This is a genomic window from Pseudomonas sp. B707 (assembly GCF_022496685.1).
Classification (GTDB): domain Bacteria; phylum Pseudomonadota; class Gammaproteobacteria; order Pseudomonadales; family Pseudomonadaceae; genus Aquipseudomonas; species Aquipseudomonas paraglycinae.
Window position 1 is genome coordinate 518,744 of sequence record NZ_WTVE01000015.1, and the last position, 24,243, is coordinate 542,986.

Sequence of the window (24,243 nt, forward strand, 5' to 3'; positions counted from 1 at the left end):
GACATGCAATTGATCTGGCTGCGCAGCGACCTGCGCCAACACGACAACACCGCCCTCGCGGCCGCCGCCGAGCGTGGCCCGACCGTGGCTGTGTACCTGTTGAGCCCGCTGCAATGGCAGGAACATGACGACGCGCCGTGCAAGATCGATTTCTGGCTGCGCAATTTGCGCGATTTGAGCAAAAGCCTTGGTGCCCTGAACATCCCGCTCCTGATCCGCACCGCGCCTCACTGGGATCAGGCACCCGCCGTGCTGCTGGAACTGTGCCGTCAACTGAAGATCGAGGCCGTGCACGTCAACGAGGAATACGGCATCAACGAAAGCCGTCGCGACGAGGCCGTTGCCGAGGCGTTGCAAGCCGAAGGCATCACCTTCCACAGCTACCTCGACCAATTGCTGTTCAAACCCGGCAGCGTACTGACCAAAACCGGCACTTACTTTCAGGTGTTCAGCCAGTTCCGCAAGGTCTGCTACGAGCGCCTGCACCGCTCGATGCCGTCGCTGAAACAGGCCCCGGGCAAACAGCAAGCGCTGAACATCGCCAGCGACCCCATTCCAGAAGCCGTCGAAGGGTTCCCGACACCGGGCGAATCCCTGCGCGCCCTGTGGCCCGCCGGTGAGACCGAGGCCCGGCGCCGACTCGACACGTTCGCCGATGCGCAGATCGACTACTACAAGAGCGAACGCGACTTCCCGGCCAAACCCGGCACCAGCCAGCTCTCGGCTTATCTGGCCGCTGGCGTGATCTCCCCGCGCCAATGCCTGCACGCCGCCCTGCAAAGCAATCAGGGCGAATTCGAAAGCGGCAAGGTCGGGGCTGTCACCTGGATCAACGAGTTGCTGTGGCGCGAGTTCTACAAACACATCCTCGTCGGTTACCCACGGGTTTCACGCCATCGCGCATTCCGCCCGGAAACCGAGGCCCTGGCCTGGCGCGATGCGCCTGCGGATCTGGCCGCCTGGCAGGAAGCCCGCACCGGTTTGCCGATCATCGACGCGGCCATGCGCCAATTGCTGGAAACCGGCTGGATGCACAACCGCCTGCGAATGGTGGTGGCGATGTTTCTGACCAAGAACCTGTTGATCGACTGGCGCGAAGGCGAGCGTTTCTTCATGCGCCACCTGATCGACGGCGACCTGGCCGCCAACAACGGCGGCTGGCAGTGGAGCGCCTCGACCGGCACCGATTCGGCGCCGTACTTCCGGATCTTCAACCCGGTCAGTCAGTCGGAAAAATTCGACAGCGAAGGCTTGTTCATCAAGCACTGGCTTCCGGAACTGGCCGGCCTGAACAAGAAAGAAGTCCACAACCCGGCCAGTGCCGGCGGTTTGTTCGGCGTGGCGGACTATCCGGCGCCGATCGTCAATCTGAGCGCATCACGGGAACGGGCGCTGACAGCGTTCAAGAACCTGCCGTCACGCGCGTCTCAAGGAGAGAGCGATGAGTGAATTTCTGCGCAGTTTCGCCCAGCGGTTCGCACAGTTGAACAAAGACAACTTGCGCACCCTGGACGAGCTGTACAGCGAGGACATTCATTTCACCGACCCGCTACACGAAGTGCAGGGGCTGACGAACCTGCGCGCTTACTTCAGTGAGTTGTACGCCAACGTCAACGAACTGCGCTTCGATTTCCACGGCTTCGACCAGATCAGCGACGGCGAAGGCTATCTGCGTTGGGTCATGAGCTACCGCCACCCGCGTCTGAGCGGTGGGCAACTGATACGCGTCGCGGGCTGCTCGCACCTGCTCTGGAGCGACAAGGTTTACCGCCACCGGGATTACTTCGATGCCGGAGCGCTGCTTTATGAACATTTACCCGTATTGGGCCGGGTGATCGCCTGGCTGAAAAGGAGATTGGGATGAGTCGTACAGCTCCACGGCGATATTGGCTGACCGGTGCCAGCAGTGGCATCGGTGCAGCATTGGCAGAAGAAATCCTCAAGACCGGTGCACATCTGGCGGTCAGTTCCCGTCAGGTCGCACCGCTCAAAGTGCTGTCGCAACGTTATCCGGGACAGGTACTGGTGGTGCCCGGCGATCTGACCAACAGTCAGACCGTGCGTGAAATCGGCGAACAGATCGCAGCGGACTGGGGCTCTCTGGACTCGGTGATCCTCAACGCGGGCACCTGCGAATACGTCGACGCCCGTCAATTCGACGCGTCGATCGTCGAACACGTAGTGCGCACCAACCTGCTCGCCAGCAGCTATTGCATCGAAGCCGCCCTGCCGTTGCTGCGCAACGGTACGGCACCGCATCTGGTGGGGATGGCCAGCTCGGTGACCTATGTGCCGTTGCCCCGCGCCGAAGCCTATGGCGCGTCGAAGGCCGGGCTGCGCTATCTGTTCGAATCCCTGCGCATTGACCTGGCGGCCGAAGGCATTGAAGTCACGGTAATCAGTCCAGGCTTCGTCGATACGCCCCTGACCGCCAGAAATGACTTCCCGATGCCGCTCAGTTGGCCTGTGGATAAAGCCGCGCGGCATATCTTCGCCAAGCTGAAGGACCGGCCGCTTGAGATCGCTTTCCCGGCGCTGTTCATCGCGGCCCTGTGGCCACTGTCGAAAATGCCCGCGCGGGTACAACTGGCGATCGGCAAGCGCATGGTGCGCAGCAACCCGCCGCTCAAGGATGCAACATGAAAATCGCCATTATCGGCAGTGGCATCGCAGGATTGACCTGCGCATACCTGCTTGCTCGCCGACATGACATCACCGTGTTCGAAGCCGACGCCCGGGTCGGCGGTCATACGCACACGGTGCCGGTCACCGTGGACGGGCGCGAGTATGCGGTGGACACCGGCTTCATTGTGTTCAACGACTGGACGTATCCGAACTTCATTCGTTTGCTCGGCCAGTTGGGCGTGGCCTTCAAGCCCACCGAGATGAGTTTTTCGGTCAACGATCCGGACACAGGCCTGGAATACAACGGCAACAACCTCAACAGCCTGTTCGCCCAACGCAGCAATCTGCTGTCCCCCGGATTCTGGGGCATGTTGCGCGACATTCTGAGATTCAATAAAGAAGCCCGGCGCGACCTTGCCGAACAGCGGATCACCGCGGACACCACACTCGACGATTACCTCAAGGCCGGCGCTTACGGCGAGCGCTTCATCCTGCATTACATCGTGCCGATGGGCGCAGCGATCTGGTCGATGCCGATGGCCGAGATGCTCAATTTTCCATTGCAGTTCTTCGTGCGGTTTTTTGAGAATCACGGATTGCTGTCGGTCAGCAACCGTCCGCAATGGCAGGTCATCGAGGGCGGCTCCAGTGCCTACATCGCGCCGCTGACCGCATCGTTCAAGGAGCGTATCCGCCTGAACTGCCCGGTAGGCCGGATCGATCGCGATGCGCACGGCGTGGTTATCCACAGCCCGGCCGGCATCGAACGTTTCGACAAAGTGGTGCTGGCCTGCCACAGCGACCAGGCCCTGCGACTGCTGGGAAATCCTGACGATAAAGAACGGGAAATCCTCGGCGCCCTGCCCTATGCCGACAACGAAGTGGTGCTGCACACCGACACCCGCCTGCTGCCCACACGCAAACGGGCCTGGGCCAGCTGGAACTATCGCCTCGGCGGAGCCGGTCATACCCGGGCGGCCGTGACCTACGACATGAACATTCTGCAAGGCATCCAGAGCGACACCACGTTCTGCGTCAGCCTAAACCAGAGCGCTGGCATCACGCCGTCCAAAGTGCTGGCGCGCTTCACTTATGCCCACCCGCAATTCAGCCTCGCGGCGGTGACGGCACAGCAGCGCTGGGCTGAAATCGACGGCGCGCAACACACGCATTACTGCGGCGCCTATTGGGCCAACGGTTTTCATGAGGACGGCGTGGTCAGCGCCCTGCGCGTGGCCGCAGCCTTTGGAGAAAGTCTGTGAACAGCGCGCTCTACAGTGGCTGGATTGCCCATCGGCGATTCGCACCGCGCCGTCATCAATTCCGTTACCGGATCGGCATGCTGTATCTGGATCTGGCTGAACAGGAAGCGGTGCTGGGCCTGTCCCGACTGGCAGGCGCCAGCCGCTTTGCACCGTTTTCATTTCGCGAAACCGATTACCTTAAAACCTTCACCGGCCGGGGCGTGCGCCTGAGCGATGCGGTGCGCCAGTTGGTCGGCGAAGCCCTGGGCCATGCGCCGCAAGGCTCGATCTGCCTGCTGACCCAGCCGCGCAGCTGGGGCCTGTCGTTCAACCCGGTGAGCTTTTTCTATTGCCACGAGGCCGACGGCCAACTGGCGGCGATTCTCTGCGAAGTCCGCAACACACCGTGGCGCGAGCGTTATCACTACGTGCTGCCGGCTCGAGCGCCGACTCATCTGCAGGACTTTCATCAGCACTTTGCCGTGACCAAGGCCTTTCACGTGTCGCCGTTCCTGCCGCCGGACCTGGAATACCGCATGAGCTTCAGCCCGGCCGCGCAGACTTTGGGCGTACACATGGCCGACTGGCAGGGTGAGCAAAAACTGTTCGACGCCACCCTCGACCTGCGACGTGAACCCCTTGATCGACACCACTTGCACCGGCACCTGTGGCGCTTTCCCTGGATGACCGCCAAGACCGCGCTGGCGATCTATTGGCAGGCGTTGCGCCTGTTGCTCAAGCGCACCCCGGTGTATGACCACCAACGCGCCGACGACCGTTTTCGAACCGCCACTGTACCGACCGAGGAACGCCACCATGAAATCCACTAGCGTCTCGGCCAAAGCGAGCCTGTTCAGCCCTCACGGCCTGAGCGGTTCGCTGCTGCGCCGGGGAGTACTGCGCCAGCTGGAGCAGCTCAAGCAGGGTCAACTGATCGTCATCGAGGACGGCGAGCGCCACGTCTTCGGCACGCCGGGCAGCGCCCTGGTGGGCGAGATTCAAGTTCTGGATCCGGCCGTCTGGGGCCTGGTCGCCGGCAATGGTTCGATCGGTGCGGGTGAAGCTTTCATCCATGGCTACTGGCGCTCGCCGGACCTGACGGCCGTGGTGCGGGTCTTCGTCAGCAACCTTGAAGTGCTCGACGGGATGGAAGGTGGCCTGGCCCGGCTCGGTCGCCCGCTGGTGCGCGGGCTGCACTGGCTCAACCGCAATACGCGCAAGGGCTCGCAGAAAAACATCGCCGCTCATTACGATCTGGGCAATGACCTGTTCGAGCAGTTTCTTGACCCGACCATGATGTATTCGGCCGCGCAGTTCCTCAGCCCTGACGACAGCCTGGAGCAGGCGCAACTGAACAAACTCGAGCGGATCTGTCAGAAGCTCGCGCTCAAGCCCGGCGACCATCTGCTGGAAATCGGCACCGGTTGGGGCAGCATGGCGCTTTACGCAGCGCAGCACTACGGCTGCAAAGTCACCACCACGACGCTGTCGAAGGAGCAGTTCGCCTTCACCGCGGCCCGCATCGAACGCCTCGGTTTGCAGGATCAGGTGACGCTGCTACTCAAGGACTACCGCGATCTCACCGGCCAGTACGACAAACTGGTGTCGATCGAAATGATCGAGGCGGTCGGCCACCGCTTCCTGCCGACCTATTTCAAGCAATGCGCGCAGCTGCTCAAGAGCAACGGCCTGATGCTGCTGCAAGCGATCACCATCCGCGAACAGCGTTACGAACAGGCCCGCCGTGGCGTGGACTTCATCCAGCGCTACATTTTCCCCGGCGGTGCCCTGCCCTGCGTACAGAAAATGCTCGAAATCGTCGGCCGCGACACCGACATGAACCTGCTGCACATGGAAGACTTCGGCCTGCATTACGCCCGCACCCTGCGTCTGTGGCACGAGAACTTTCGCCATGCTCACGGCCGTCTGACCGAACTGGGCTATGACGATTACTTCCTCAGGCTGTGGGAGTTCTACCTGTGTTACTGCGAGGGTGGATTTCTCGAACGCACCATCGGCACTGCACAGCTGGTGCTGGCGAAACCGGCGGCAATGACCGCGCCTTTGCTGGGCCGTTTCGATGCTTGAACGGTTGGCCAACGCGGTGCTATTCCAGATCGGCTGGCTGGCCTGCGTGCTCGGTGGTAACAGTTTGTGGTTGCTGCTGGCGCTGGCGGTGTTGGTGATTCATCTGTGCTGGATCAGCAGTTGGGCGCAGGAAGGCCGATTGATCCTCAGCGTGGTGATCATCGGCACGGCGGTGGACAGCGTGTTGCGCGGTTTCGGGGTTTTCGAGTTCAAGGACCTGTCACCGCTGATTCCGCTGTGGCTGATGTTGCTGTGGGCGTTGTTTGCCACGACATTGCGTCATTGCCTGCAATGGAGCGCGAGGCCGTGGTGGCTGGCCAGCCTGCTGGGGGCGGCAGGTGGCCCGCTGTCCTATGGCGCCGGCGGACGACTGGCCGGTGTGCAGTTTCCTTTCGGTGAGTTACCGACTCTGATCGGCATCGCGCTGCTGTGGGCGTTGCTGTTTCCGCTGCTGCACCAGTTGTCCCGGCGACTGGCGCGCTAAACGCCTGTCAGGCCTTTCACACGGTCATCGGCCACTGCCGTACACTGGCGCCATGAAAACCATTCCCCACCGGCAAATCGCCGAACCCGTGGTCACCTGCTCGACCTGCGCAGCCTGTTGTTGCCAGCTCGAAGTGATGCTGATCACCGACACCGGCGTACCCGAGCGTTTTATCGATACCGACGATTGGGGTGGTGAGGTGATGCTGCGTCTGGACGACGGCTGGTGCGCGGCGCTGGATCGCGACACGATGATGTGCACGATTTACGAGAAGCGTCCGCTGATCTGCCGCGAGTTCGAAATGGGCGCACCGGAATGCATCGACGAACGCCAGGGAATTGCCACGGCGTATCGCTGAATAAAAAAAGGAGCGCCAGGCGCTCCTTTTTTATGGGGCTTACTTTCTGGGGGCTTATAGCGGCATCGTGTAATGCAATGCGTAGCTTTCGACCCCATCGTTGTCGCTGCTCAGACCGGCGTTGGAATAGTGCGTCGCACGGATTCCCACCTCATGCCCGCCATTGAAGCGCAGGCCGAAACCGATACGGTCTTCGAACTGGAAAGAACCGCCGAGCTTGTTGTCTTCGTACTCGGTGTTGGAGAACAGCGCCACGCCGATCCCCGCCTCGACATATGGTTTGACCGACTGACCGGCAAACTCGTAAACAAACACCGGCGAGAACGACAGGCTGTTGTTGCTGGAGGTCTTGTCACCTTCCCAATAGGTATAGGCGCCGCTCCAGTAACCGGTCAGACGACCGACGTCACTTTGCAGCCAGCTCTTGTCCCAGTCGAAATTCATGCCCAGGCGATAAGTCATCGTCGAATCGCTGGTGGCACCCACTGCAAACTCGACGCCAGCAGCCTGTGCGGTAAAACTTTGCCCCATCAGTGCAGCCGCAATCGCGGCCAAGCAGAATAGTCGCTTCACGTTGAAACTTCCTTTTCCGGAACGATCGTTTGGTTTTTCTAGGTCACTCTGCGCTATAGAAATCTGCGCTTGGTCAGAAGTTCAGCTGACTTTTTAGATATTTCACATTTTTTTTACAAGGTGAATTTTTCGACGTCGCCGGCGACTTGGCCCAACAGGGCCAGCGTGTTGCGCAAAGACTCGGGATCGGCGCTGGTCCAGAATCTGACCGGTCGGTTCGGCCCTTCGGCGAGCAGATCCCGCTCGGCCAGCAGCCGCTGCAATTGGCGGGCTACTGCCGCGCCGGTGTCGATCAGGCTGATGCTCTCGGGGATCATCGACTTGAGCATCGGCTTGAGAAACGGGTAGTGGGTGCAGCCCAGAATGATCGTGTCGCAACCGTTCGCCAGTAGCGGATCGACGTAGTGCTTGAGCAATGCACGCAACTCGGGGCTGTGAAGATCGCCGCTTTCAATCCGCTCGACAAGTCCGGGGCACGGCTGCGTGATGACCCGCACATCCGTGGCAAAACGATCGAGCAGCGCCGCAAATTTCGCACTCTGCAAAGTGCCGGTAGTGGCTAGCACGCCCACCACGCCGCTGCGGGTGGCGGCGGCGGCCGGTTTGACCGCCGGCTCCATGCCGACAATCGGCCATTCGGGAAAGTCCCGGCGCAGATCAGCGACGCCAGCCACGGTCGCGGTATTGCACGCGATCACCAGCGCCTTGGCGCCCTGCTCGCGGAAAAAACCGGCCATCACGCTGCAACGCTGGCGGATGAATTCCGGAGTTTTCTCGCCATAAGGAATATGGCCGCAATCGCCGAGGTACAGCAGCGATTCATTCGGTAGCAGTTGCTGGATTTCCGCCAGCACCGACAGACCGCCGACGCCGGAATCGAAGACGGCAATCGGCGCTTCACGCATGCTGCGAACCACAGACGCTGCAACCCGGGTCGCGCTTGACCCGCAGCTCACGGAATCGCGAACCCAGTGCATCGATCAACAGCAGACGCCCCACCAGTGGCTCGCCGAAACCCGCCAGCAACTTCAAGGCTTCCAGCGCTTGCAGGCTGCCGACCAGACCGACCAGCGGCCCGACCACGCCGGCTTCGCTGCAAGTCAGTTCGGCTTCGCTGCCGTGGCCGTACAGGCAGTGGTAGCACGGGCTCTCGGCGCGACGCGGGTCGAACACCGAAAGTTGCCCTTCGAGGCGAATCGCGGCGCCGCTGACCAAGGGCTTGCGCGCCGCCACGCAAGCGGCGTTGACCGCTTCGCGGGTGGAGAAATTGTCCGAGCAGTCGAGCACCAGATCCACCGACGCCACGGCTGCGGCGAGAGAATCTTCGTCCAGCGCCTGACGATGAGGAATCAGTTTGATTTCAGGGTTGATCGCGCTCAGGCGCTTGAGCGCCGAGTCGACCTTGCTCATGCCGACGCTGTCGGTGTCGTGGATGATCTGGCGTTGCAGGTTGGTCAGGTCGACCGTGTCGAAATCCGCCAGGTGCAATTCACCAACACCCGCCGCCGCCAGGTACAGCGCCACCGGCGCGCCGAGACCGCCGAGGCCGACGATCAATACCCGGCTGTCCTTGAGCTTCAACTGGCCATCGATGTCGATGTGTTGCAGCAGGATCTGCCGACTGTAGCGCAACAATTCCTGATCATTCAGCACGGCAGGCGCCCCAGGCTGATCCGTTGATGGCCGCCCAGATCGGTGCGGCTGTGGACTTCGTCGAAACCGTGCGTCAGCAACAGATCGCGCACGGCTTCGGCTTGATCATAGCCATGTTCGAGCATCAGCCAGCCACCGGCCTCCAGATGCGCCGGCGCCTGAGCGATGATCAGGCGCAGATCGTCGAGCCCGTCGATGCCGGCCACCAAGGCGCTTTCCGGCTCGAAGCGCACATCGCCTTCCACCAGATGCGGATCGGCCGCGCGAATGTACGGCGGGTTACTGATGATCAACTCGAAACGCTTGCCTTCGAGGGCGCTGAACCAGTGGCTGCTCAGCACCGTGGCGTTGTTCAAGTGCAGGCGCTGGCGATTGCGTTCGGCCAGGGCCACCGCTTCCAGCACGCGATCCACGGCGGTGACTTTCCACGCCGGGCGCTCGCTGGCCAGAGCCAGGGCAATCGCCCCGCTGCCGGTGCCCAGATCGAGAACTTTGGCCGGGGTCGCCGGCAGCAATTCCAGTGCGGCTTCCACCAGCAGTTCGGTGTCCGGGCGCGGGATCAGCGTGTGCGGCGCGACTTCCAGATCCAGCTTCCAGAAACCCTGCTGACCCAGAATGTAGGCGACCGGCTCGCCGCTGCGACGACGTTGCAGGTACTCGGCAAAAACCAGTGCGGCTTCGCTGGGCACGATGCGCTCGGGCCAGGTGTGGAGAAAACTGCGCGACTTGCCCAGCGCGGCGGCCAGAAGCAATTCGGCATCCAGACGCGCGGTGGGCGAGTCCGGCAGTTCGGCGGCGCGCAACAGGCTGGCGATGATGGTCATTTACTCACCTATCGCTGCGAGCTGGTCGGCCTGGTATTCGGCCAGCAACGGCTCGATCACCGCTTCGACGCCACCGGCGAGGATTTCGTCGAGGGAATACAGGGTCAGGTTGACGCGGTGGTCGGTGACCCGGCCCTGGGCAAAGTTGTAGGTACGGATGCGCTCGGAGCGGTCACCGGAACCCACCAGCAATTTACGTTCGCTGGCGATGGCGTTGGCCGCCGCCGCCGTCTGCTGGTCGTTGAGTTTGGCCGCCAGCCAGGCCATCGCCCGGGCACGGTTCTTGTGCTGGGAACGTTCTTCCTGGCACTCGACAACGGTGCCGGTCGGTATGTGGGTGATGCGGATCGCCGAATCGGTGGTGTTGACGTGCTGACCACCGGCCCCGGAGGAGCGGTAAGTGTCGACGCGCAAATCCGCCGGGTTGATCTCGATGGCTTCGCGCTCGTCCGGCTCAGGCAATACCGCCACGGTGCAGGCCGAGGTGTGGATTCGGCCCTGGGATTCGGTGGCGGGTACACGCTGTACGCGGTGCGCGCCGGATTCGAATTTCAGCTTGCCGTAAACGTTGTCGCCTTCGATGCGGGCGATGACTTCTTTATAGCCGCCGTGTTCGCCTTCGTTTTCCGAGAGGATCTCCACGCGCCAGCCACGCCGTTCGGCGTAACGCGAGTACATGCGGAACAGGTCGCCGGAGAAGATCGCCGCCTCGTCGCCACCGGTGCCGGCGCGGATTTCGAGAAACACGTTGCGCCCGTCGTTGGGATCCTTGGGCAGCAACATGCGTTGCAGGTCGGATTCCAGCGTGATCAGCAACTCCTTGGCTTCGCGGACTTCTTCCACGGCCATTTCACGCATGTCCGGGTCGCTGTCCTTGAGCAGCGCCTGCGCGCCTTCAAGATCGCTTTGTACGCCGAGCAGCTTTTTATAGCCTTGTACCACCGGCTCAAGTTCGGCGTATTCCTTGGAATAGGCGCGGAATTTGGTCTGGTCGGAAATGACTTCGCCGTCGCCGAGCAGCGCGGTCAGTTCCTCGAAACGGTCCTGGAGAATGTCCAGCTTATTGAGCAGTGACGCTTTCATTGCGGTTTTTTATCCGAAAAGCTATCCGGTGAGCCCTCGAGGGCAAAGAGTTCCTGAGCCATGGCCAGCGCATCGAGGCGGCCTTCGGCAGAAAGCTTTTTCAACTGCACGCTCGGGGCGTGCAGGAGTTTGTTGGTCAGGCCACGGGCCAGTTGCCCGAGCACGTCTTCGGCGTTGCCGCCGTTGGCCAGCAGGCGCAGGGCCTTTTGCAGTTCTTCGTCGCGCAGGCGTTCGCTCTGTTGACGATAGGCCTTGAGCACGTCGACCGCCGCCAGCTCGCGCAGGCGCACCATGAAATCGTCGGCGCCGACCGAAACCATCTCTTCAGCCGCCTGCGCTGCACCCTGACGGCTCTTGAGGTTTTCGGCGACCACTTCGTGCAGATCGTCGACGCTATAGAGGTAAACGTCGTCGAGTTCGCCGACTTCAGGCTCGATGTCACGGGGAACGGCGATGTCGACCATGAAGATCGGCTTGTGCTTGCGCAGCTTCAGCGCGCTTTCCACCGCGCCTTTACCGAGGATCGGCAACTGACTGGCGGTAGAACTGATGACGATGTCGCTGCGCACCAGTTCGGCCGGGATGTCCGAGAGCAACACCGCGTGGGCACCGAACTGTTCGGCCAGCAGGCTGGCGCGCTCGAGCGTCCGGTTGGCGACCACGATGCGCTTGACCCCCAGTTCATGCAGGTGACGGGCGACCAGGGTGATGGTCTCGCCGGCGCCGATCAGCAGGGCCTGGCTGCGTTGCAAGTCGCTGAAAATCTGTTTGGCCAGGCTAACGGCGGCAAACGCCACGGACACCGGGTTCTCACCGATCGCGGTGTCGGTACGCACTTGCTTGGCGGCGTTGAAGGTCGCCTGAAACAGTCGCCCGAGCAGCGGCCCGATGGTGCCGGCCTCGCGGGCAACGGCGTAGGCCGATTTCATCTGGCCGAGAATCTGCGGTTCGCCCAGCACCAGCGAGTCGAGCCCGGAGGCGACGCGCATCATGTGACGAACTGCCGCATCATCTTCATGCACATAAGCACTCGCGCGCAGCTCATCGAGGCTTAAATGGTGATAGTCGGCCAGCCAGCGCAGCACGATATCGGCCGAAAGCTGATCCTGTTCTATATACAGCTCACTGCGATTGCAGGTGGAGAGGATCGCAGCTTCGCGGCTGTCGGTGAGTCGGCAGAGCTGCTGCAAGGCCTCCACCAGCTGCTCAGGGGTAAAGGCCACGCGCTCGCGGACGTCTACTGAAGCAGTCTTGTGGTTGATACCGAGTGCAAGGAAGGCCATTCAAGGTCGCTGATGGTGACGTGAAGCCGGCAATTGTCCTACTTCGTCAGATTCAGAACAACTACCGCTGACTATTGTCCCAATTGTCGGCCCCTATAATGGCCACAATCGAGACTCGGTTATGTTTGGCCGAAGGCTTGTGTCATGATGATCCGACCGCAGGTTAGTCGTCCTCTTCCTATATGAATAGATCTTCCGCGTTGCTCCTCGCTTTTGTCTTCCTCAGCGGCTGCCAGGCCTTGGTCCCCGTTTCGCAGGACGGTGCCTCACCGGTCGAAGACACCACGCCGGCCCCTGAAAAGCCCAAGGTTTACAGCTCGTTCAGCCAGGAAACGGTGTTCAGCCTGCTGAGCGCCGAGCTCGCTGGCCAGCGCAATCGTTTCGACATTGCCCTGGACAACTACGTGACCCAGGCCATCAACACCCAGGACCCGGGCGTTTCCGAGCGTGCGTTCCGCATCGCCGAGTATCTGGGTGCCGATCAGCCGGCTCTCGATACCGCGCTGATCTGGGCGAAAAACGCCCCGGACGACCTCGAAGCGCAACGCGCCGCCGCCGTGCAACTGGCTCGCGCCGGGCGTTATGACGACTCGATGGTCTATATGGAGAAAGTCCTGCAGGGCAAAGGCGACACCCATTTCGACTTCCTCGCGCTGTCGGCCGCCGACACCGATCAGGAAACCCGCAACGGCCTGATGAAAAGCTTCGACCGCCTGTTGCAGCGTCACCCGAACAACAATCAGCTGATTTTCGGCAAGGCCCTGCTGATGCAGCAGGATGGCGACACCAAAGGTGCGCTTGCCCTGCTCGAAGACAACCCGCCGGAAGACGGCGAGATCGCCCCGATCCTGCTGCGCGCGCGCCTGCTGCAAGGGCTGAATCGCGGCGACGAAGCGCTGCCGCTGCTGCAAAAGAGCATCAAGAAGTATCCGGACGACAAGCGCCTGCGCCTGACCTACGCGCGGATGCTGGTGGAACAGGACCGGATGGACGACGCCAAGGTCGAGTTCTCCACCCTGGTTCAGCAATACCCGGAAGACGACGAACTGCGTTATTCCCTGGCGCTGGTCTGCCTGGAAGCCAAGGCCTGGGACGAGGCCAAGGGCTATCTGGAAGACCTGATCGCCCGGGAAAGCCATGTCGATTCGGCGCACCTGAACCTGGGCCGCATTGCCGAAGAACGCAACGACCCGCAAGGCGCGCTCATCGAGTACGCCCAGGTCGGCCCGGGCAACGACTATCTGCCGGCGCAGCTGCGTCAGGCCGATATTCTGATGAACAACGGCAAGACCGCCGAAGCCCAGAGCAAACTGGCCGCCGAGCGTGACGAGCAGCCGGATTACGCGATCCAGTTGTACCTGATCGAAGCCGAAACCCTGTCCGCCAACAATCAGGGCGACAAGGCCTGGAAAGTCCTGCAACAAGCGTTGCAGCAATACCCGGACGATCTGAATCTGCTTTACACCCGTGCAATGCAGGCGGAAAAACGCAATGACCTGGCGCAGATGGAAAAAGACCTGCGCCTGATCATCAAGCGCGATCCGGACAACGCCATGGCCCTCAACGCCCTCGGCTACACCCTGTCCGACCGCACCACCCGCTACGCTGAAGCCAAGGCGCTGATCGAGCAGGCGCACCAGATCAACCCGGAAGACCCGGCGGTTCTCGACAGCCTCGGCTGGGTGAACTTCCGCATGGGCAATCTGGAAGACGCCGAGAAATACCTGCGTCAGGCCCTTGAGCGCTTCCCCGATCACGAAGTCGCCGCGCACCTGGGCGAAGTGCTGTGGGCCAAGGGCAAGCAGCGCGAAGCGAAACAAATCTGGGGCAAGTTCCTCAAGGACCAGCCTGACAGCACCATCCTGCGCAGCACCATCAAGCGCCTGACCGGATCCGAGACTCTTTAACTCATGTTTTTGCGCCACGTCATAGTTTTCAGCTTCATCGCCCTGCTCGCCGGTTGCGCGGGTTTCGGCGCTCGTGAATCGGTCGAAGGCCACGGCAATCCGGGCCAATGGCGCGAACACAAACAGCAATTGACCGGCCTCGACGGCTGGCAGATCGACGGCAAGATCGGCATCCGCGCCCCGAAAGACTCGGGCAGCGGCACGCTGTTCTGGCTGCAACGTCAGGACTACTACGACATTCGTCTGTCCGGCCCGCTGGGTCGTGGCGCCGCTCGACTGACCGGCCGCCCGGGCGCGGTGTCGCTGGAAGTGGCGAATCAGGGCCGTTATGAAGCGCCGACTCCGGAAGCGCTGGTCGAAGAGCAGCTGGGCTGGAAACTGCCGGTCTCGCATCTGGCGTGGTGGGTTCGCGGCCTCCCGGCACCGGACAGCAAAAGCCGTCTGACTCTGGACGGCAACAGCCGTCTGGCCAATCTGGATCAGGATGGCTGGCAGGTCGAATACCTCAGCTACGCCGAACAGAACGGTTACTGGCTGCCCGAGCGGATCAAGCTGCACGGCACCGACCTGGACGTGACGCTGGTCATCAAGACCTGGCAACCGCGCAAATTGGGGCAATAACGCATGACCGCTCCACGCCTCACTCTGCCCTCGCCGGCCAAACTCAATCTGATGCTGCACATTCTCGGTCGCCGTGAAGACGGTTATCACGAGTTGCAGACGCTTTTTCAGTTCCTCGACTACGGCGACGAAATCACCTTCGCCGTGCGTGACGACGGCGTGATTCGCCTGCACACCGAATTCGACGGCGTGCCCCACGACAGCAACCTGATCGTGCGCGCTGCGAAGAAACTCCAGGAACAATCCGGCTGCTCGCTCGGCATCGATATCTGGATCGACAAGATCCTGCCGATGGGCGGCGGCATTGGTGGCGGCAGCTCGAATGCGGCCACCACCCTGCTCGGCCTCAATCACTTATGGCAACTGGGTTGGGATGAAGATCGCCTGGCAGCACTGGGCCTGACACTGGGCGCGGACGTGCCGGTGTTCGTGCGTGGCCACGCAGCTTTCGCCGAAGGTGTCGGCGAGAAACTGACCCCGGTCGAGCCCGCCGAACCGTGGTACGTCGTGCTCGTTCCGCAAGTCTCTGTTAGTACGGCAGAAATTTTTTCAGATCCTTTGTTGACACGTAACACGCCGCCCATTAAAGTGCGCCCCGTTCCCGAGGGAAACAGTCGAAATGACTGCTTGCCGGTGGTCTCGAGGCGTTATCCAGAAGTACGTAACGCATTGAATTTGTTAGGTAATTTTACCGAAGCAAAACTCACCGGAACTGGAAGTTGTGTGTTTGGGGGCTTCCCAAGCAAAGCTGAAGCTGATAAAGTCTCGGCCCTTCTGACAGAGACCCTTACAGGATTTGTAGCAAAAGGAAGCAACGTTTCGATGTTGCATCGCAAGCTGCAAAGTCTGCTCTAAAGGAACCAAGTGCCCGGCACTTGCAAGCAACAGATACAGGGGCGTCGCCAAGCGGTAAGGCAGCAGGTTTTGATCCTGCCATGCGTTGGTTCGAATCCAGCCGCCCCTGCCATTTTCCTATACTCATCCAGGTATACCCTCAGCCTTCAGGTACTGCGCGTGTCCAAGATGATGGTCTTTACGGGGAACGCTAACCCCGATCTGGCTCGGCGTGTCGTACGTCAGCTGCATATCCCTCTCGGTGACATCTCTGTCGGTAAATTTTCCGACGGTGAAATTACAGCCGAGATCAATGAAAACGTTCGTGGTAAAGACGTCTTCATTATTCAGCCGACTTGCGCTCCGACCAACGATAACCTGATGGAACTGGTAGTGATGGCTGATGCCTTCCGCCGCTCCTCGGCTACTCGTATCACTGCTGTTATTCCTTATTTTGGTTATGCCCGTCAGGATCGCCGTCCGCGTTCCGCACGTGTGGCTATCAGCGCGAAAGTCGTTGCTGACATGCTCACCGTAGTCGGCATCGACCGTGTTCTCACGGTTGATCTGCATGCTGACCAGATTCAGGGTTTCTTCGATATTCCGGTAGATAACATCTACGGCTCCCCGGTTCTGGTGGATGACATCGAAGATCAGCGCTTCGAGAACCTGATGATCGTGTCCCCGGACATTGGTGGCGTCGTGCGTGCACGTGCCGTTGCCAAATCCCTGGGCGTGGATCTCGGGATCATCGACAAACGCCGTGAGAAAGCCAATCACTCTGAAGTGATGCATATCATCGGTGATGTCGAAGGGCGTACCTGCATCCTGGTCGATGACATGGTCGATACCGCCGGCACTCTGTGCCACGCGGCCAAGGCCCTGAAAGAGCATGGCGCAGCCAAGGTCTTTGCCTACTGCACACACCCTGTGCTGTCGGGTCGGGCCATCGAGAATATCGAAAATTCCGTGCTGGACGAGCTGGTGGTCACTAACACCATCCCGCTGTCCGCTGCAGCACAAGCCTGTGCACGTATCCGTCAACTGGATATCGCACCGGTTGTTGCCGAAGCGGTTCGCCGCATCAGCAATGAAGAATCGATCAGCGCGATGTTCCGTTAAGGGCCCTGCCCTTCTCGAAATGTCTCGTTGACGAAAAGCGCCCCGCCCCGGCATTCCTGCCGGGGCGGGGCTTTTTTGCCCATACCGTGTTCGGCGCTGGTCGCAAACGCCACTCGGTCATGGCTATTTTGGAGATACAAAATGAACGATTTTACTCTGAATGCTGAAGCGCGTTCCGACCTGGGGAAAGGTGCGAGCCGCCGCCTGCGTCGTCTCGCTGCCCTGGTTCCAGCTGTTGTTTACGGTGGCGACAAAGCCCCTGAATCCATCAGCATGCTGGCCAAAGAAGTTGCCAAACTGCTCGAAAACGAAGCGGCTTACAGCCACATCATCGAGCTGAACGTTGGTGGCACCAAGCAAAACGTGATCATCAAGGCTCTGCAGCGTCACCCGGCCAAAGGCCACGTGATGCACGCTGACTTCGTACGCGTTGTAGCTGGCCAGAAACTGACCGCTATCGTTCCTGTGCACTTCATCAACGAAGCTGCTCCAGTGAAGAAAGGCGGCGAAATCTCGCACGTTGTTGCCGAGATCGAAGTTTCCTGCCTGCCGAAAGATCTGCCTGAGTTCATCGAAGTCGACCTGGCTAACGCTGAAATCGGCACCATCGTTCACCTGTCCGACCTCAAAGCTCCTAAAGGCGTTGAGTTCGTTGCTCTGGCTCACGGTAACGACCTGGCTGTTGCCAACGTCCACGCTCCACGTGTTGCTCCAGAAGCTACCGAAGAAGGCGCAGCAGAGTAATTCACTCTGTCATGCCTGAGTGAGCAGGTAACATCGCGGACTGGAACGTAGCGAGAAAGCGGGCGGGAACGCGGAGTTTACATCCATGGTAAATGAGCATTTTTCGTCCACTTTCGCCGCCTTCCCTGATCGCGGCGATGTTATCCACCACTCAAAGGAAGGGCCCCTATCGTGACTGCCATCAAACTGATCGTTGGCCTGGGAAATCCAGGCGCTGAATACGAGCAGACCCGGCATAACGCAGGGGCCCTTTTTGTTGAGCGCATCGCCCACGCACAGAACGTGAATCTCGTGGCCGATCGCAAGTATTTCGGCCTGACCGGGCGCTTCTCGCATCAGGGTCAGGATGTTCGTCTGCTGATTCCCACCACCTACATGAACCGCAGCGGCCAGGCCGTGGCGGCACTCGCCGGTTTCTTCCGCATCAAGCCTGAAGAAATCCTGGTGGCGCACGACGAACTCGATCTGCCTCCGGGCGTCGCCAAACTCAAAGTCGGCGGCGGCCATGGCGGTCACAACGGGTTGCGCGACATCATTGCGCAATTGGGCAATCAGAATACGTTCCACCGCCTGCGGCTTGGCATCGGCCACCCGGGCGTCGCCAGTATGGTTTCAAATTTCGTCCTGGGTCGTGCGCCACGCGCCGAACAGGAAAAACTCGATGCCAGCATCGACTTTGCCCTCGGCGTGCTGCCGGATATCCTCGCCGGTGAATGGAACCGCGCGATGAAAAACCTGCACAGCCAGAAGGCCTGACTCTAATCCGAGGGGAAACACCATGGGATTCAATTGCGGCATCGTCGGCCTGCCTAACGTCGGCAAGTCCACCCTGTTCAACGCCCTGACCAAATCCGGGATCGCGGCCGAGAACTTCCCCTTCTGCACCATCGAGCCGAACAGCGGCATCGTGCCGATGCCGGATCCGCGTCTGGACGCTCTGGCGGCCATCGTCAATCCAAAGCGCATCCTGCCGACCACCATGGAATTCGTCGACATCGCAGGCCTGGTTGCCGGCGCGTCGAAAGGTGAGGGCCTGGGCAACAAGTTCCTGGCCAACATCCGCGAAACCGACGCGATCGCTCACGTCGTGCGCTGCTTCGAAGACGAAAACGTGATCCACGTTTCCAATAGCGTCGACCCGAAGCGCGACATCGAAATCATCGACCTGGAACTGATCTTCGCGGACCTCGACAGCTGCGAGAAGCAACTGCAGAAAGTCGCGCGCAACGCCAAGGGTGGTGACAAGGACGCAGTGGCCCAGAAGGCCCTGCTCGAGCAACTGATCCCGCACTTCACTGAAGGCAAGCCTGCACGCAGCCTGATGAAGAACATGAGCGCCGACGAAAAAGCGATCATCAAGGGCTTCCACCTGCTGACCACCAAGCCGGTCATGTACATCGCCAACGTCGCTGAAGACGGTTTCGAGAACAACCCGCACCTGGACGTGGTCAAGGCCATCGCCGAAGAAGAAGGCGCCATGGTCGTTCCGGTCTGCAACAAGATCGAAGCGGAAATCGCCGAGCTGGACGACGGTGAAGAGAAAGACATGTTCCTCGAGGCCCTGGGCCTGGAAGAGCCTGGCCTGAACCGCGTGATCCGCGCCGGCTACGAAATGCTGCACCTGCAGACCTACTTCACCGCCGGTGTCGAAGAAGTCCGCGCCTGGACCGTCCGCGTCGGTGCCACCGCACCGCAAGCCGCTGGCGTGATCCACACCGACTTCGAGAAAGGCTTCATCCGCGCCGAAGTGATCGCCTACAACGACTTCATCCAGTACAAGGGCGAAGCGGGCACCAAGGAAGCCGGTAAATGGCGCCTGGAAGGCAAGGATTACATCGTCAAAGACGGCGACGTGATGCACTTCCGCTTCAACGTGTAAAAGCTGCACCCATGAAAAAGCCGCGTTTGATACGCGGCTTTTTTGTGCCTGAAATTCGGCCCGTCAGGCCTTTTTGGTTCTCGGCAGGAAGATCGCCAGCACCCCGAACAGCGGCAGGAACGAGCACAGGAAGTACACGTACTCGATGCCGTGAATGTCCGCGAGATGACCGAGCAACGCCGCGCCAATCCCGCCGAAGCCGAACATCAGACCGAAGAACATTCCGGCAATCATCCCGACATTGCCCGGCACCAGCTCCTGCGCGTACACCACGATCGCCGAGAACGCCGAAGCGAGGATGAAGCCGATCACCACGCTCAGGACAGTGGTCCAAAACAGATCGACATGCGGCATCAGCAGCGTGAACGGTGCCACGCCGAGGATCGAGAACCAGATCACCGCCTTACGCCCGATCTTGTCGCCAATCGGCCCGCCGAAGAACGTGCCCGCCGCCACTGCGCCGAGGAACAGGAACAGATGCAGCTGGGAACTGGCCACCGACAGGTCGAACTTCTCGATCAGGTAGAAGGTGAAGTAACTGGTCAGGCTGGCCATGTAGAAATACTTGGAGAACACCAGCAACCCGAGCACCACCAACGCGCTGATCACTCTGCCCTTCGACAGTCCATGAGTGGCGGCCTGGCCAGCCTTGAGCTTGAACAGGTTCAGGTGATGGGCGTACCAGCGGCTGATGCGATAGAGCACGAACAACGCAAACACCGCGAACAGCCCGAACCAGGCCACGTTACCCTGGCCGAAAGGAATGATGATCGCCGCTGCCAGCAACGGGCCGAATGCCGAACCCGCATTACCACCGACCTGGAACGTCGATTGCGCCAGACCGAAACGCCCGCCCGACGCCAGACGCGCGATACGAGAAGCTTCAGGGTGGAAGGTCGAAGAGCCGATACCGATCAACGCCGCCGCCAGCAGAATCAACGGGAAACTGCCAACCATCGACATCATCACAATCCCGATCAGCGTGCACACGGAACCTGCCGGCAACAGCCACGGTTTCGGATGCCGGTCGGTGTGATAACCGACCCACGGCTGCAGCAGCGAAGCGGTCAATTGGAATGTCAGGGTAATCAGGCCGACCTGGGTGAAACTCAGGCCATAGTTGGCCTTGAGCATCGGATAGATCGACGGCAGCACTGACTGGATCAGGTCGTTGATCAAATGCGCCAGCGCCACCGCGCCGATGATGCGCATCACCAAAGGGCTGCTTTGTGAAGGAGCGGACGCCGAGGCAGCGGCGGTCTGAACGTTGCTGATAGCCATGGGAGTTTCCGGACTGCAGATGGATGCACGCGGGCAGGTGCGTCAATGTGCCATTTTTCGGTGCGCCAGCGCCATCCCCTTAGCCAGCTAACGAACTATTCAGTCGTCGCGCTACAAGTGATAGCGCAACGCCATGGTCTGAATCTTGCCTTGCTTATCCGCTTGAACGCGGCGCCCTTACAAAGGGCATCGAGAATGGGAAGTTTCGCTACAGAGCCTGCCTACAGAGCGGGCAAGGGTGAACTTTCGAGGCCTTTTAGCAGGGCACCAATCCCGGTCGCAACGACCGCGATGCACGCCGATGGTGCGTGGTGTCCAGAGGAGTCATGGGGCATGCAGGCTTTCTTATCACCGGGGATCAGGTTGCTGGGGCGGTTTGGCTTCGCGCGTAAATTCCAGTTGTTGTTTCTGCTGTTTATCCTGCCATTGGCCGGCAGCCTGTTGATGATCGGCCAGGACTATCGCGACAAACTCAACCTGATCGCCGGCGAACGTGCCGGTGTGCGGCAGTTGCTCGCCCTCGATGCTCTCGACAACCTGCTCGCCGCCCAACGCGACCGCGCCGCCCGCTGGCGCGCCACGGAAACCAACCGCCAGCCGACGCCAGCGACCCTTGCCGCGATGGCTGCGTTCGATGGCGTACAACCTGCTGTTGCCCAGGCGACGCTGGACTTGGGCAATGCCTTGCAAGCCGAAGGCGCGGAAGGTGAAACCCAGACCCGCTATCAGGCCCTGCAAGCCGCGCTGAATGGCCTGGACTCGAAAAGCCTTTCCGGTGTCGGTTGGTGGCCGGACGGTTACGACCGTTTCACCAACGCCCTCAGCGCCCTGCAAGCCTTGCGCGAACAGATCGCGATGGACAATCGCCTGATCCTCGCGCCGTGGCTGGAGACCTATCTGCTGACGCAGATTTCCACCCAGCACGCACCAGACCTGATCGAGCGGGTCGGTCGGCTGGCAGCCGTCGGCCAGGCGTCCGTGGTTTCCGGCCAGTTCACCCTGCAAAGCCGTCTGCAACTGCGCGACCTGCGCAGCCGCATCGGCGATGCCCGCGAGCAGCTGGTGAAAACCGCGAGCCTGCTCGAAGCGCGTCTGCCGCCAGCCCTGCAAGGCTGGGCCGGGCAATATCACGACAGCCTTAAACAGCTGGACTCCGGTTTGAAAGTGCTGGATGACGGCGTGTTCGGCGGCAGCATCAATCTCAAGCCTGAAGAATTCGAGCGCACTCTCGATGCCCTGCTCGGCAACCTCGCCACGCTGCGCCAGCAATCGCTGATGTCGCTGGATCAGCGGCTGGATGACTACCACGGATCGGCGATTCGTCAGTTCATCGTTGTCGCGGCTGTGTTCGGTTTCCTGTTGCTGGCGGCGCTGTATTTGTTCGTCTGCCTGCAAGCCTCGATCCGTCGTAGCGCCAGCGGCATCACCGTGCTCGCCGAAGCGCTGCGCGACGGCAATCTGAGCCTGCAGGTGCCGGTCGTGGGTCGCGATGAACTCGCCTCGATCAGCACCGCACTCAACGTGGCCGTAGTGCAACTGCGCACCAGCCTGCTGGGTGTCGATCACGAGACGTCGCAACTGAGCAACGCCGTGCGCAGCCTCAACGATCACTCCAGCGGCGCTCTCAGCGAAGTCGAAGCGCAGCAATTGCAGATCAGCCAGATCGCCGCAGCCGCCACGCAACTGGCGGCGACGTCTCAAGGCGTGGCGCAGAGTTGTGAACAGGCTTCCGGCAGCGCTCAGCACACCCGGCGCATTGCCGCCGACAGTAGCCGTGACAGTCAACGGACCACGGCGAGCATCCAGCAGCTCAATCAGCGCCTGAACGAAACTGCCGCAGCGCTCGGCCGGGTCAGCGAGCAAGGGCAGCAGATTCAACTGGTGGTCGATACCATTCGCGGCGTCGCCGAGCAGACCAACCTGCTGGCGCTCAACGCGGCTATTGAAGCAGCTCGCGCCGGCGAACAAGGTCGTGGTTTTGCCGTGGTAGCCGACGAGGTACGCAGCCTGTCGCAACGTACGCAATCGTCCACAGCGCAGATCGCCGGTACGGTCGACAGCCTGCGCAACACGGTCAATGAAGCCGTGAGCCTGATGGAGGCTGCCTGCGGCCAGGCGCAATCGGACGCGGAAGCGGTCACGGGACTTGGCGAACGCCTGGGGGAGATCGCCAGCGCCGTGCAGAGTGTCACCGACACCCTCGCGCAAATCGCCACGGCGGTCGAGGAACAGGCGAGCACCGCCGATGAGGTCAGCGGCAATATCCAGCAGGTCGATCAAGCGGCGGTTCGTCTGCTCGAAGGCGCGCGGGCCGTGAATCTCGCGGCGGACACCTTGAGCCAGGGCAGCCATGCCTTGAGTGCCAACACCGGAAGATTTCAGCTGCGTTGAAAGCCCTTCCCGCGCCTTTTTTCGGCGCGGGAGGATAAGCGGTTGAAAATAAGAAGAAATATTTTGAATTTACGCTTGACGCTTTTCCATTTCAGGGGAATAATGCGCGCCACTTGGCTACATAGCTCAGTTGGTTAGAGCATAGCATTCATAATGCTGGGGTCCGGGGTTCAAGTCCCTGTGTAGCCACCAAGTACTAAAAACGGCTTACCGAAAGGTAGGCCGTTTTTTTATGCCTAGAGAAAAGTGCCCTTCCTCAGTGAGTCGGCTGGCTCCGTAGGAACCGGGTGCGAAAAGCGTACGAAGAGGATTTTTCGTTCGATCAGGCCCCTGCATCCCTACCAGTCGATTTGATCGCCATCCCCACTGACCCACAAGCTCCCCTGTCTCGATCCAACGACAGACAGGGAGTTGTCATGGACCTGGACCAAGACCTTTTCGATGATATCTGGCGCCGAAAGCTTCCAAACGGCGGCGCCTCATGGGCAGCATGGAATCCGCCCCGAGAGCCAGAGCCCGTCTACGTTCCAACAGATGAATGGCCAACCCCAAAGCCCCGCGACGATCTGGTATTTGCCAAGTCCTGCACACCGGACAACTGGTGTCGAACGGATGCCGGCACAACACCTGAGCCCGCCTCCAGTTTCGGCAAGATCATGGTGGCGGGCGCCATACGCTTTCCCGCAGCCAGTAAGGTCGTAGCGAAAGCAATCGGCGCCGATCTGGCCTTGGGGCGCATGGCGGGCGGTGGAATTCTGCAGCAACGTCTCAACTGGGCAATCCGTGGTGCGACAGGCCCGGCCAGTGTTTTCATCCTAGGGATGCTGCCGGCCAGAATGGGCGACGGCACCCTTTATACCGACGAACAACTGCGCACCCTACCCCGCGCCACCACTCGCGTGCGCTTCCAGTTCCGACGTGATGCCGGAGGGGTCATGCAGGTCTACGGCATCCACACCGGCGTCTCGGGCGACGACTCGGTGCGTACCGTAAAAGTCGAGTGGAACAACGACAAGAGCGCCATGGAGGCGAAGCTCAACGGCATCACGATTTTGTGGACGCCGCAACGCGGGCCGCTGGGATCGATGCCGCCGCTGGTTCACCCGGAGCACGGCGAAGCACTGAGTACGATCCTCGTCCACCCGATCGCCGCGAACACCGACAGCCAGATTGAAATCCTGCCCGGCGAAGACATCACCGCCGAGGATTGTATTCTGGTGTTTCCGGCTGAGACCGGGCTGAAGTCGTT

At 60.8% G+C, this 24,243-nt stretch carries 24 protein-coding genes and 2 tRNA genes; 19 read left to right on the top strand and 7 right to left on the bottom strand.

Annotation, left to right across the window (positions count from 1 at the left end):
• The first annotated feature begins 3 nt into the window (after nt 1-3).
• The 8 genes from phrB to GQX66_RS07945 are packed head-to-tail and all read left to right on the top strand — an operon-like array spanning nt 4 to nt 6,799.
• Nucleotides 4-1,449: a deoxyribodipyrimidine photo-lyase gene (gene phrB / locus GQX66_RS07910; protein ID WP_240867926.1), complete on the top strand. Its 1,446-nt coding sequence runs from the start codon at nt 4-6 to the stop codon at nt 1,447-1,449.
• Nucleotides 1,442-1,864 (top strand): nuclear transport factor 2 family protein, encoded by a 423-nt coding sequence (locus GQX66_RS07915; protein ID WP_102687536.1) that lies wholly within the window; start codon nt 1,442-1,444, stop codon nt 1,862-1,864. Before phrB ends, GQX66_RS07915 begins: the two co-directional genes overlap by 8 nt.
• Complete coding sequence (locus GQX66_RS07920) at nt 1,861-2,643, top strand: SDR family NAD(P)-dependent oxidoreductase (RefSeq protein WP_134020536.1); 783 nt, start codon at nt 1,861-1,863, stop codon at nt 2,641-2,643. The genes GQX66_RS07915 and GQX66_RS07920 overlap by 4 nt, the downstream gene beginning before the upstream one ends.
• Nucleotides 2,640-3,887 carry an FAD-dependent oxidoreductase gene (locus GQX66_RS07925; RefSeq protein ID WP_240867929.1) on the top strand — a complete coding sequence of 416 codons (1,248 nt, stop codon included), beginning with the start codon at nt 2,640-2,642 and terminating at the stop codon, nt 3,885-3,887. Before GQX66_RS07920 ends, GQX66_RS07925 begins: the two co-directional genes overlap by 4 nt.
• Nucleotides 3,884-4,699 carry a DUF1365 domain-containing protein gene (locus GQX66_RS07930; RefSeq protein ID WP_240867938.1) on the top strand — a complete coding sequence of 272 codons (816 nt, stop codon included), beginning with the start codon at nt 3,884-3,886 and terminating at the stop codon, nt 4,697-4,699. The genes GQX66_RS07925 and GQX66_RS07930 overlap by 4 nt, the downstream gene beginning before the upstream one ends.
• Nucleotides 4,686-5,957, top strand: a complete 1,272-nt coding sequence (locus GQX66_RS07935) for a cyclopropane-fatty-acyl-phospholipid synthase family protein (RefSeq protein WP_085745387.1) — start codon at nt 4,686-4,688, stop codon at nt 5,955-5,957. The genes GQX66_RS07930 and GQX66_RS07935 overlap by 14 nt, the downstream gene beginning before the upstream one ends.
• Nucleotides 5,950-6,441, top strand: a complete 492-nt coding sequence (locus tag GQX66_RS07940; RefSeq protein ID WP_102716919.1) for a DUF2878 domain-containing protein — start codon at nt 5,950-5,952, stop codon at nt 6,439-6,441. The genes GQX66_RS07935 and GQX66_RS07940 overlap by 8 nt, the downstream gene beginning before the upstream one ends.
• Before the next feature lie 52 nt (nt 6,442-6,493).
• Nucleotides 6,494-6,799: a YkgJ family cysteine cluster protein gene (locus tag GQX66_RS07945; protein WP_011335918.1), complete on the top strand. Its 306-nt coding sequence runs from the start codon at nt 6,494-6,496 to the stop codon at nt 6,797-6,799.
• 54 nt (nt 6,800-6,853) lie between these two features.
• Here the strand turns inward: GQX66_RS07945 and GQX66_RS07950 are convergent, their stop codons facing one another.
• The 6 genes from GQX66_RS07950 to hemA all read right to left on the bottom strand — a co-directional run bounded on the left by GQX66_RS07950 (nt 6,854) and on the right by hemA (nt 12,215).
• Nucleotides 6,854-7,372 carry an acyloxyacyl hydrolase gene (locus tag GQX66_RS07950; RefSeq protein ID WP_039766327.1) on the bottom strand — a complete coding sequence of 173 codons (519 nt, stop codon included), beginning with the start codon at nt 7,370-7,372 and terminating at the stop codon, nt 6,854-6,856.
• A 113-nt stretch (nt 7,373-7,485) separates the two neighbouring features.
• Nucleotides 7,486-8,277: a glutamate racemase gene (gene murI / locus GQX66_RS07955; protein ID WP_102687530.1), complete on the bottom strand. Its 792-nt coding sequence runs from the start codon at nt 8,275-8,277 to the stop codon at nt 7,486-7,488.
• Entirely contained in the window at nt 8,270-9,025 is a 756-nt protein-coding gene (locus GQX66_RS07960) for a molybdopterin-synthase adenylyltransferase MoeB (protein WP_134020547.1), read from the bottom strand. The genes murI and GQX66_RS07960 overlap by 8 nt, the downstream gene beginning before the upstream one ends.
• Nucleotides 9,019-9,849 (bottom strand): peptide chain release factor N(5)-glutamine methyltransferase, encoded by an 831-nt coding sequence (gene prmC / locus GQX66_RS07965; RefSeq protein WP_102687528.1) that lies wholly within the window; start codon nt 9,847-9,849, stop codon nt 9,019-9,021. Before prmC ends, GQX66_RS07960 begins: the two co-directional genes overlap by 7 nt.
• Nucleotides 9,850-10,932, bottom strand: a complete 1,083-nt coding sequence (gene prfA / locus GQX66_RS07970; RefSeq protein WP_007951714.1) for a peptide chain release factor 1 — start codon at nt 10,930-10,932, stop codon at nt 9,850-9,852. It lies immediately after the preceding gene.
• Entirely contained in the window at nt 10,929-12,215 is a 1,287-nt protein-coding gene (hemA, locus tag GQX66_RS07975) for a glutamyl-tRNA reductase (RefSeq protein ID WP_007951716.1), read from the bottom strand. The genes prfA and hemA overlap by 4 nt, the downstream gene beginning before the upstream one ends.
• A 182-nt stretch (nt 12,216-12,397) precedes the next feature.
• Between hemA and GQX66_RS07980 the strand changes: the two genes are divergently transcribed.
• From GQX66_RS07980 to ychF, 8 genes are all read left to right on the top strand, one after another.
• Nucleotides 12,398-14,122, top strand: coding sequence for a tetratricopeptide repeat protein (locus GQX66_RS07980; RefSeq protein WP_240867941.1), 1,725 nt, complete (start codon nt 12,398-12,400; stop codon nt 14,120-14,122).
• Between the two features lie 3 nt (nt 14,123-14,125).
• Complete coding sequence (lolB, locus tag GQX66_RS07985; protein WP_039766346.1) at nt 14,126-14,743, top strand: lipoprotein insertase outer membrane protein LolB; 618 nt, start codon at nt 14,126-14,128, stop codon at nt 14,741-14,743.
• Nucleotides 14,744-14,746: 3 nt separating this feature from the next.
• Nucleotides 14,747-15,598 carry a 4-(cytidine 5'-diphospho)-2-C-methyl-D-erythritol kinase gene (ispE, locus tag GQX66_RS07990; RefSeq protein WP_007951723.1) on the top strand — a complete coding sequence of 284 codons (852 nt, stop codon included), beginning with the start codon at nt 14,747-14,749 and terminating at the stop codon, nt 15,596-15,598.
• A gap of 37 nt (nt 15,599-15,635) precedes the next feature.
• A tRNA-Gln gene (locus GQX66_RS07995) sits at nt 15,636-15,710 on the top strand.
• A gap of 47 nt (nt 15,711-15,757) precedes the next feature.
• Entirely contained in the window at nt 15,758-16,699 is a 942-nt protein-coding gene (locus tag GQX66_RS08000) for a ribose-phosphate pyrophosphokinase (RefSeq protein ID WP_003171603.1), read from the top strand.
• Nucleotides 16,700-16,840: 141 nt separating this feature from the next.
• A complete protein-coding gene (locus tag GQX66_RS08005; RefSeq protein ID WP_102687527.1) occupies nt 16,841-17,443 on the top strand; it encodes a 50S ribosomal protein L25/general stress protein Ctc in 603 nt (200 codons plus the stop codon).
• Nucleotides 17,444-17,614: 171 nt separating this feature from the next.
• Nucleotides 17,615-18,199 carry an aminoacyl-tRNA hydrolase gene (gene pth / locus GQX66_RS08010; RefSeq protein ID WP_007951726.1) on the top strand — a complete coding sequence of 195 codons (585 nt, stop codon included), beginning with the start codon at nt 17,615-17,617 and terminating at the stop codon, nt 18,197-18,199.
• Nucleotides 18,200-18,221: 22 nt separating this feature from the next.
• Complete coding sequence (gene ychF, locus GQX66_RS08015) at nt 18,222-19,322, top strand: redox-regulated ATPase YchF (protein WP_085607001.1); 1,101 nt, start codon at nt 18,222-18,224, stop codon at nt 19,320-19,322.
• Between the two features lie 63 nt (nt 19,323-19,385).
• Here ychF and GQX66_RS08020 read toward each other — a convergent pair whose 3' ends face one another.
• The gene (locus GQX66_RS08020; protein WP_240867945.1) at nt 19,386-20,603 is read right to left on the bottom strand and encodes an MFS transporter; all 1,218 of its coding nucleotides are present in this window, start codon (nt 20,601-20,603) and stop codon (nt 19,386-19,388) included.
• A gap of 333 nt (nt 20,604-20,936) precedes the next feature.
• Here GQX66_RS08020 and GQX66_RS08025 point away from each other — a divergent pair, with 333 nt between their 5' ends.
• From GQX66_RS08025 to GQX66_RS08035, 3 genes are all read left to right on the top strand, one after another.
• Nucleotides 20,937-22,994: a methyl-accepting chemotaxis protein gene (locus GQX66_RS08025; protein WP_240867950.1), complete on the top strand. Its 2,058-nt coding sequence runs from the start codon at nt 20,937-20,939 to the stop codon at nt 22,992-22,994.
• A 115-nt stretch (nt 22,995-23,109) separates the two neighbouring features.
• Nucleotides 23,110-23,186, top strand: a tRNA-Met gene (locus GQX66_RS08030).
• Between the two features lie 224 nt (nt 23,187-23,410).
• On the top strand, nt 23,411-24,243 hold an 833-nt coding region (locus tag GQX66_RS08035; protein WP_240867954.1), incomplete at its 3' end, for an S-type pyocin domain-containing protein.